Source organism: Micromonospora echinofusca, from assembly GCF_017614955.1.
Lineage (GTDB): Bacteria > Actinomycetota > Actinomycetes > Mycobacteriales > Micromonosporaceae > Micromonospora > Micromonospora echinofusca_A.
In genome coordinates this window covers 1-8,852 of the sequence record NZ_WVUH01000304.1, presented here as the reverse complement: position 1 = coordinate 8,852, position 8,852 = coordinate 1, and the positions used below count along the sequence as shown (strand labels likewise).

General features: G+C 72.1%; 9 protein-coding genes. 5 read left to right on the top strand and 4 right to left on the bottom strand.

Translation table 11 applies throughout. The annotated features are described in order from the left end of the window. Positions 1-134 (top strand): Ppx/GppA phosphatase family protein (locus tag GSF22_RS26350; protein WP_439957808.1); only part of this gene is annotated, 134 nt, incomplete at its 5' end. Positions 135-231: 97 nt separating this feature from the next. Then, on the top strand, positions 232-1,038 hold the full coding sequence (locus GSF22_RS26345; RefSeq protein WP_208816426.1) for a sugar phosphate isomerase/epimerase family protein: 807 nt from the start codon (positions 232-234) through the stop codon (positions 1,036-1,038). A 107-nt stretch (positions 1,039-1,145) separates the two neighbouring features. Here GSF22_RS26345 and GSF22_RS26340 read toward each other — a convergent pair whose 3' ends face one another. From GSF22_RS26340 to GSF22_RS26330, 3 genes are read right to left on the bottom strand one after another with little or no spacing between them, the layout of a single operon-like run. After that, entirely contained in the window at positions 1,146-1,709 is a 564-nt protein-coding gene (locus GSF22_RS26340) for a CGNR zinc finger domain-containing protein (RefSeq protein ID WP_208816425.1), read from the bottom strand. A gap of 18 nt (positions 1,710-1,727) precedes the next feature. Further along, positions 1,728-2,894, bottom strand: a complete 1,167-nt coding sequence (locus tag GSF22_RS26335) for a glutathionylspermidine synthase family protein (RefSeq protein WP_208816424.1) — start codon at positions 2,892-2,894, stop codon at positions 1,728-1,730. Positions 2,895-2,897: 3 nt separating this feature from the next. Further along, positions 2,898-3,179, bottom strand: coding sequence for a hypothetical protein (locus GSF22_RS26330; protein ID WP_307804342.1), 282 nt, complete (start codon positions 3,177-3,179; stop codon positions 2,898-2,900). Between the two features lie 187 nt (positions 3,180-3,366). Between GSF22_RS26330 and GSF22_RS26325 the strand changes: the two genes are divergently transcribed. Then, positions 3,367-4,287: a proline dehydrogenase family protein gene (locus GSF22_RS26325; protein ID WP_208816423.1), complete on the top strand. Its 921-nt coding sequence runs from the start codon at positions 3,367-3,369 to the stop codon at positions 4,285-4,287. A 61-nt stretch (positions 4,288-4,348) separates the two neighbouring features. Here the strand turns inward: GSF22_RS26325 and GSF22_RS26320 are convergent, their stop codons facing one another. Then, positions 4,349-5,152 carry a TetR/AcrR family transcriptional regulator gene (locus tag GSF22_RS26320; protein WP_307804343.1) on the bottom strand — a complete coding sequence of 268 codons (804 nt, stop codon included), beginning with the start codon at positions 5,150-5,152 and terminating at the stop codon, positions 4,349-4,351. A gap of 70 nt (positions 5,153-5,222) precedes the next feature. Here GSF22_RS26320 and GSF22_RS26315 point away from each other — a divergent pair, with 70 nt between their 5' ends. Both GSF22_RS26315 and GSF22_RS26310 read left to right on the top strand, forming a co-directional pair. Then, positions 5,223-7,508: an ATP-binding cassette domain-containing protein gene (locus GSF22_RS26315; RefSeq protein WP_244454166.1), complete on the top strand. Its 2,286-nt coding sequence runs from the start codon at positions 5,223-5,225 to the stop codon at positions 7,506-7,508. A gap of 52 nt (positions 7,509-7,560) precedes the next feature. After that, the gene (locus tag GSF22_RS26310; protein WP_208816421.1) at positions 7,561-8,832 is read left to right on the top strand and encodes a hypothetical protein; all 1,272 of its coding nucleotides are present in this window, start codon (positions 7,561-7,563) and stop codon (positions 8,830-8,832) included. Positions 8,833-8,852: the final 20 nt, after the last annotated feature.

Genomic DNA, 8,852 nt, shown 5'->3' with positions numbered 1-8,852 from the left:
ACCAGTTGCTGGCCGGGGCGGTGGTGGCCGAGGCGGTGATGTGCCGGCTGGGTGTGGAGTCGCTGGACATCTGCCCGTGGGCGCTGCGTGAGGGCGTCATCCTGCGTCGGCTGGACCAGCTCGAATCCGCCTGATCCCGGCCACTGCGGGCTGACCCCCGCTCCGGAAATATGAGACTTTTGTCGGCTTTTGCGGAGGTGGTACTCGCCGGGCCGGGCTACCCTGATATACGTGACTTCCCCTGCCCCCGTGCTTCTCTCCAGCTCCTCGGTCTTCCCGGAGCCGACCGCGGCGGCCTTCCAGTTGGCCGCCGCGCTCGGCTACGACGGCATCGAGGTGATGGTCTGGACCGACGCGGTGAGCCAGGACGCGGGCGCCCTGCGCGGTCTCTCCGCCCACTACGGGGTACCGGTGCTCTCGGTGCACGCCCCCTGCCTGCTGGTCACCCAGCGGGTCTGGAGCCCGGACCCGTGGGAGCGGCTGCGTAGGGCCGCCGAGCTGGCCGAGACGCTGGAGGCGCCGACGGTCGTGGTGCACCCGCCCTTCACCTGGCAGCGGGACTACGCCCGGTCCTTCGCCGACGGGCTGGGCCGGGTGGCCGACCGGTTCGGTGGCCTGCGGTTCGCGGTGGAGAACATGTACCCGGTCCGAATGGCCGGCCGGGAGTTCGTCCCCTACGTGCCCGGCTGGGACCCGACCGACACCGGGTACGACGCGTACACGCTCGACGTGTCGCACTGCGCCGCGTCGCACACCGACTCGCTGGAGATGGCCGACCGGATGGGCGCCGGCCTGGCCCACGTGCATCTCGGGGACGGCACCGGCGAGGGGCGCGACGAGCACCTCGTGCCCGGCCGGGGCAACCAGCCCTGCGCCGAACTGCTCTCTTCGCTCGCCGGTCGCGGCTTCACCGGGGCGGTCGCGGTCGAGGTGGCCACCCGTCGGGCCAAGAGCCGCGCCGAGCGCGAGGCGGACCTGCGTGCCGCGCTCGACTTCGCCCGCGAGCACCTGACCACCCCGACCCCGGTCGACGCCTGACCCGTCCGGCAGGCTGCCCGCGTCGACCATGAAGTTGTGGTGGGCGTCATGCGACCCCGTGGGCTTTTTGTGCCCACCACAACTCCATGATCGGCAAGGCGGGGCGGTCAGCTCACCGGGGTGAGGGACTGCGGCTGGGCCTGCTCGACGACCGCCGCCCGCTTACGGGCCCGGTGCGCGGCCACGTGCGACCGGGTGGCGCACCGTTCCGAGCAGAACCGTCGGCAGCAGTTCGACGAGGTGTCCAGGTAGACGTTGCCACACCGCTCGTCGGCGCAGACCCCGAACCGGGCGCTGCCGTACTCGCAGAGCCAGACCGACAGCCCCCAGACCGCCCCGGCGAGGTACTCCGCGCTCACCGAGGCGCCCCGGCTGGTCACGTGCATGTGCCAGTCGCTGGAGTCGTGCCCGGAGATGCGGGGCTGGACCGGGTACGCCTCCAGCAGCGCGTTCAGCTCCGCGACCGCGTCCGCGTCCCGGCCCGAGGTGCCGTACTCGAAGATGTCCCGCAGGCGCTTCTGTGCCCGGCGGAAGGTGGCCAGATCCCGTTCGGCCACCTCGTCCCGCATCCAGGCGTGCTCGTCGGGGAAGAGGGACCGCAGGTCGTCGAGGTCGTCCAGGCGGGCGTTGACGAGGTCAACACCCGTCCGGGCGTACGCGTCGAAGTTCACACTCCAACGGTAGACGACTCACGCCGGTCGCGGTGCGTCGATGTAATGGGGGAGGAACCGGGCGTACCCGTCGGTGATGAGGCTCGTGCTCTCCCGGATGCCGGCCCCGGCGGACTCCCCGCCGACCACCCAGCTGCCCAGTACCACCCGGTTGCCCGAGAACTCGGGTAGGGCGTGGAACTGCTGGTAGCACCAGCCCTCGGCGCCGTAGATGCCCGGATTGGCGATCTCCTCGGCGGCGGTGACGATCCGCACCGAGGCGCCCTCCCGGCCGAGCAGCGGCTTGACGACGTACTCGGTCATGCCCCGGGGCGAGTCCAGGAACGCGGGCAGAAGATAGGGGTGGTCGGGGTACAGCTCCCAGAGCACGGCGAGCAGGGCCTTGTTGGAGAGCAGCAGCTTCCAGGCCGGTTCGATCCAGGTGGTCGGGGTACCCGGCTCCACCGCCAGCCGGCCGTACGGCTCGGCCAGCATCCACTCCCAGGGGTAGAGCTTGAAGCAGGTGGTGATCGGCTGGTCCGCCGCGTCCCGGAACCGCCGGCCGTCCCAGCCGATGCTGAGCATCGGGATCAGCTTGGCCTTCAGCCCCGCCTGCCGGGCGGTCTCGGCGATGTACCCGGCGGTCATCTGGTCCTCGCCGGACTCCTCCTCGTTCGACCAGGCGACGTGCACCAACGGGTCGTGCAGTTCCTTGCCGATCCGGTGCCAGGTCTCCACCAGCCGCTCGTGCAGGCTGTTCCACTGGTCCCGGTCGGGGTGCGTGTCCTCCAGCCAGAACCACTGGATGATGCCCGCCTCGACCAGCGACGTCGGGGTGTCCGCGTTGTACTCCAGCAGCTTCGGCGGCCAACTGCCGTCGTAGGCGAGGTCGAACCGGCCGTACAGGGTGGGCGGCTGCTCACGCAGGGACCGGGCCACCGCCTCCGCCGCCCAGTCCGGGATGCCGAAGTCCGCGTACCGGTTGCGGGCCACCACGTGCTCGGCGGCGGTCACCGCCATCCGGTGCAGCTCCTCGGTCGCCTCCTCCAACCGGTACACCTCGTCCAGCTCGAAGGCGTACGCGGCGGTCTCGTCCCAGTACGACATCACCTCGCCGTCGGGCAGCTCGGTGTCGACGTAGATCAACCCCTGCTGCCCGATGGTGGTGTGCCAGTCGGGGCGGGGGGTGGTGGCGACCCGGCGCACCGGTCAGCCGCCGCAGGAGGCGAGGTGGGTGCCGAAGCCACCCCGCTCGGGGACGACGGCCGCCGCACCGGCGCCGGACGTCCCGGTCGTCGTGCGCGCGTCGACCGTCGGTACCTGCATGGCGACGACGACGGTGTCGCCGCCGCCGAGCGGGCCCATCGCGCAGTCGTCGTCATCGTCGTCGTCGGAGGTCATGTTGCAGCCGGAGAGGGCGAGCGCGAGGGCGGTCAGGGCACCGAGCTGCACGGTGGCCGACCGCAGTCGGCGCCGGGGGCGTTGTTCCACGTGAACGTTGTAGCCGATGGACGCCAGTCTGTCCCTCCCCCGGAAAGCCTGTAAGGAAGGGCCCCTTCCTATCGTTTTCGGTATAGGAAGGGCCCCTTGTTAACAACTGCCCGGGTGCGGGAGAACCTGCTGTCGCGGTGCCGCCGCCGCGCGGCGGGCCGGGGTCGTGGGACGTTACGCTCGGCTCATGCTCCGTTCGGTCATTCTCGCCGCCGCCCGGTCATCCCGGGTCGAGCGGCTCGTCGAGACGGCCCCCTACACCCGGGACGTCGTCCGCCGGTTCGTCGCCGGCACCGGCACCGACGACGCGCTGCGCGCAACCCGCGAGCTCGTCGCCGAGGGCCTCACCGTCACCCTCGACCACCTCGGCGAGGACACCGTCAACCCCGAGCAGGCCGACGCGACGCGGGACGCGTACGTCACGCTGCTCGCCGCGCTCTCCGCCGCCGGGCTCACCCCGGCCGCCGAGGTCAGCCTGAAGCTCTCCGCCCTCGGGCAGATGTTCGACGAGCAGCTGGCGTACGAGAACGCGCGGGCGATCTGCGCCGCCGCCGCCCAGGCGGGCACCACGGTCACCCTGGACATGGAGGACCACACCACCACCGACTCGACGTTGGACATCCTGGCGAAGCTCCGCGAGGACCACCCGGGTACCGGCGCGGTGCTCCAGGCGTACCTGCGGCGCACCGAGTCCGACTGTCGTGACCTGGCCGGCGCGGGTTCCCGGGTACGGCTGTGCAAGGGCGCCTACCGGGAACCGGAGTCGGTGGCGTACCAGTCGGCCCGCGAGGTGGACAAGTCGTACGTCCGGTGCATGAACATCCTGATGTCCGGCGACGGGTACCCGATGCTGGCCACCCACGACCCCCGGCTGATCGCGATCGGCGAGGACCGGGCCCGCTGGTTCGACCGGGGACCGGACCGGTTCGAGTTCCAGATGCTCTACGGCATCCGCCCGGAGGAGCAGTCCCGCCTGGTCGGCGAGGGGTACACGGTCCGGACCTACGTCCCGTACGGCACCGAGTGGTACGGCTATCTCATGCGCCGGCTCGCCGAGCGCCCCGCCAACCTGGCCTTCTTCGGCCGGGCGCTGGTCTCCCGGAAGTAGCGGCCCGGCAGGAGGTAGCGGCTCGGCAGGAAGCGGCGGCTCGTGACGGCGGTGGCGGTGGTCACCGCCGGTCGGTCGGGGTGGCCCGGATGGCCGCCTCGATGCCGTCCAGCAGCACCGTGAGCCCGGCACGGAACGTCTCCCGGGCCTCCTGCTCCAGGTAGGGCACCGTCTCGTCGTCGAGTTGGAACGCGCCCTCGGACTCCATGCCGGCGACCATGGGGAAGCGCGCGGCGAAGTCCGGGGCGACCTCGGTGAGCATGGCGGAGCGGGCGTACCACCACTCCTCGTCGCTCAGTCCGGTGGCGGAGGCGGCCTGGCGGGCCTCGCTTACCGTCTGGGCGGTACCCCGGACGAACTGGAACAACGCGCTGATGATCCGGCGTCGGGCGGTGGCCGGCAGGCCGGTGCCGTGCATGATCCCGGCCACCGTCTCCAGCATCGCGTACTCGTGCGGGCCGAGCACCGGACGGGCCTGGGAGACCTGGAGCACCCACGGGTGGCGCAGGTAGAAGCCCCACACGTCCTCGGCCCAGGCGGTCAGGCCGGCCCGCCAGCCGCCCTCGGTGGGGTGTGCGGTGGCGAGTTCGGCGTGGATCCGGTCGTACATCAGGTCCAGCAGTTCGGCCTTGTTCGGGACGTAGGTGTAGAGCGCCATCGCGGTCCGGCCGAGCCGCTCACCCACCGCGCGCATGGAGAGCCCGGCCATGCCGTGCTCGTCGGCGAGGGCGATGGCCGCGTCCAGGATGACGTCCACGCTCAGCCCGGGTCGGGGTCCGGGCGCGGTCCGCGTGGCGGCGGAGCCGGGGGTACGCCAGAGCAGGGTCATCGAACGCCGCTGGTCGCCCTGGCCGGCGAAGACCACCAACTTGCAACTCCTTACATCGTAAAGTAACGTGGCGCAGCTAACTCTTTACTGCGTAAGGATATCAGCCATGGAACTCGCCCCCGCCGGCCGCCCGATGGCGGCGGACAGCCACGACGTGATCGAGATCCGGGGCGCCCGGGAGAACAACCTCGCCGACATCTCCCTGGACATCCCCAAGCGCCGGCTCACCGTCTTCACCGGGGTCTCCGGTTCCGGCAAGTCGTCCCTGGTCTTCGGCACCGTCGCGGCCGAGTCCCAACGACTGATCAACGAGACCTACACCGCCTTCATCCAGTCCTTCATGCCCAGCCTGGGCCGCCCCGACGTGGACGCGCTGCGCAACCTCAGCGCGGCCATCGTGGTCGACCAGGAGCGGATGGGCGCGAACTCCCGGTCCACGGTCGGCACCGCGACCGACGCCCACACCATGCTGCGCATCATCTTCAGCCGGCTCGGTACCCCGTACGCCGGCACGTCGACCGCGTTCAGCTTCAACAGCCCGGAGGGCATGTGCCCGACGTGCGAGGGACTGGGCCGGGTCTCCGACGTCGACCTCGACGAACTCGTCGACCGGGACCGCTCGCTCAACGACGGTGCGATCACCGTGCCGAACTTCCACCCCGGTAGCTGGTACTGGTCCAGCCTGGCCCACTCCGGCCTGGTCGACCCCGACGTCAGGCTGCGCGACTACACCCCGGAACAGTGGGCCGACCTGCTGCACAAGCCCCCCACCAAGATGAAGATCGGTGGCACGAACGTCACCTACGAGGGCCTGCTGGTCAAGGTCCGACGGCTCTACCTGGCCAAGGACCGGGAATCGATGCAGCCGCACATCCGGGCCTTCGTCGACCGGGCGGTGTGTTTCACCCGCTGCCCGGACTGTGCCGGCGCCCGGCTCAAACCGGCCGCCCTGGCCGCCCGGATCTCCGGTCGCAACATCGCCGAGTGCGCGGCCATGCAGATCACCGACCTGGCCGCGTTCGTCCGGGAGATCGACGATCCCTCGGTGGCACCGCTGCTGGCCACCCTCCGGGGCACCCTGGACTCGCTGGTGGAGATCGGACTGGGCTATCTCAGCCTGGACCGGGAGTCGGCGACCCTCTCCGGCGGCGAGGCACAGCGGGTCAAGATGGTCCGGCACCTCGGCTCCAGCCTGACCGACGTGACCTACGTCTTCGACGAGCCCACCGTCGGGCTGCACCCGCACGACATCCAGCGGATGAACGGACTGCTGCTCCGGCTGCGGGACAAGGGGAACACCGTACTGGTGGTCGAGCACAAGCCGGAGACGATCATGATCGCCGACCACGTGGTCGACCTCGGGCCGGGCGCCGGCCCGGACGGCGGCCGGCTCTGCTACGCCGGAGACGTGGCCGGGCTGCGCCGGTCGGGCACGCTGACCGGCCGACACCTCGACCACCGGGCCGCGCTCAAGCCGGAGGTACGCAAGGCACAGGGCGAACTGACCATCGCCGGCGCCAACCTGCACAACCTGAAGGACGTCACCGTCGACATCCCGCTCGGCGTACTGACCGTGGTCACCGGGGTGGCCGGGTCGGGGAAGAGTTCCCTGATCCACGGCGCGCTGCCGCGCCGGGACGACGTGGTGGTCGTCGACCAGTCGGCCATCCGGGGTTCCCGGCGCAGCAACCCGGCGACCTACACCGGTCTGCTCGACCCGGTCCGGACGGCGTTCGCCCGGGCCAACGGGGTGAAGGCCGCGCTGTTCAGCGCGAACTCCGAAGGGGCCTGCCCGAACTGCAAGGGCATCGGACTGGTCTACACCGACCTGGCGATGATGGCCGGGGTGGCCACCGTCTGCGAGGAGTGCGAGGGGCGACGGTTCACCCCCGAGGTGCTCACCTACACGCTGCGGGGCCGCACCATCAGCGACGTACTGGCGATGTCCGTCGCCGAGGCCCGGGACTTCTTCACCAGCGGCCCGGCCCGGGTGATCCTGGACCGGCTCGCCGACGTCGGGCTGGGCTACCTCGGCCTCGGTCAACCGCTCACCACGCTCTCCGGCGGGGAACGGCAGCGCCTCAAGCTGGCCATCCACATGTCCGGGAAGGCCGCCACGTACGTGCTGGACGAGCCGACCACCGGACTGCACCTGGCCGACGTCGACCAGCTCCTGGCCCTGCTGGACCGACTGGTCGACGACGGCAACACGGTCGTCGTGATCGAGCACCACCAGGCGGTGATGGCACACGCCGACTGGATCGTCGACCTCGGACCGGGGGCCGGCCACGACGGCGGCCGGGTCGTCTTCACGGGTACCCCGGCGGACCTGGTCGCCGACGCCGACACCCTGACCGCCCGGCACCTGCGTGGGTACCTGCGGGGCCGCTGACCCCGGTCGGCCCGTGCACCGACGGTGTCCCCGGGCGTCGTAGGCTCCGGCGGTGACCGGGGTCGACCAGCCGTCGAGGCCACGCCGGTGGTGGCCCGTGGGCCTCGCGTCGGCGGCAGCCGCCGCGCTGCTCGGTGCCGTGCTGCCGACCACCCTGCTGTCCGGTCCCGACGCCGGCCCCCCGGCACCGGCGGCCAGCCCGCGCCCCGGTGACCCACCCGCCGTCCTGGCCCGCTGGCTCGGCGAACGGATCGGCGCGGAACTGCACCGGCAGGCCGGTGCGCTGCTGCGGGGCGACGAGGCGGCCTGGCTGGCGGTCGCCGAGCCGCCCGCGCAGCCCGACCTGCGCCGCCGGTACGCCGCGCTGCGGGCGATGCAGGTCAGCGTGTGGCAGGCCGAACCGGTGGGCGTCCCGGAACCCGTCGACGGCCAGCCGGGGCAGTGGCAGCTCCGGGTGGTGCACCGGCACTGCTTCGTCGATCCGGACTGCCTGCCCGCCCCGGTACAGGTGCAGACCCGCTGGCGGCTGGTGGCCGGGGTGCCCCGGCTGCTGGCCGTCGACCCGGTGGGCGGGACGACCGGTAGCCGGCCGTGGGAGGTCAGCGAGCTGGCCGTGACGGTCGGGGAGCGGACCCTGGTGGCGACCACCCCCGCGTTGCGCGGGCAACTGCCCGCCCTGCTCAGGGACGCGGAGGAGGCGGCCCGGACCGCCGACCGGTACGCCGTCGGTACGCCGCCGACCCGGTACGTCGTCTACTACGCCGGGGCGGGGGAGTGGCGGCGCTGGTTCGGTGGCGGTCGCGCCGGGTGGACCGCCGGCTACGCGGTCTCCACCGGAGGCCGGCACGAGGTCGTGCTCAACTCGGTCGGGCTGCGGGACGGCTTCGTCGACGACCTGCTGCGTCACGAACTGACCCACGTCGCCACGCTGCCGGTCCGTGACCCGTCGGCGGACGAGACCTGGTGGCTGGTGGAGGGGCTGGCCGAGCTGGCCGGTGCCGGTGGCCGACCGGTGGCCCGGTACCAGGAACTGCCGCAGGTGCGGCGGCTCGTGACCGGCGACTGGAACGGCCGGCTCGACGGCGCGGCGCCACCGGCCGGGGCGGGAGCGGACCGGGTCGCCGCCGGCTACGGTGTCGGTTACCTGGCGGTACGTCACCTGGCGCTGCGGTACGGCGAGCAGGCGCTGGTGGCGTTCGTCCGGGCGGTGCTGCACGACCGGCGGACCCTCGACGAGGCTGCCCGGCGGGCGTTCGGCGGGCACTGGGCGGTGTTGCACGAGGAGTGCGTGGCGGCCGTCCGCGTCGCGGTGGCCGGGGACTGACGTCCGGGTGGGCCGGGGAC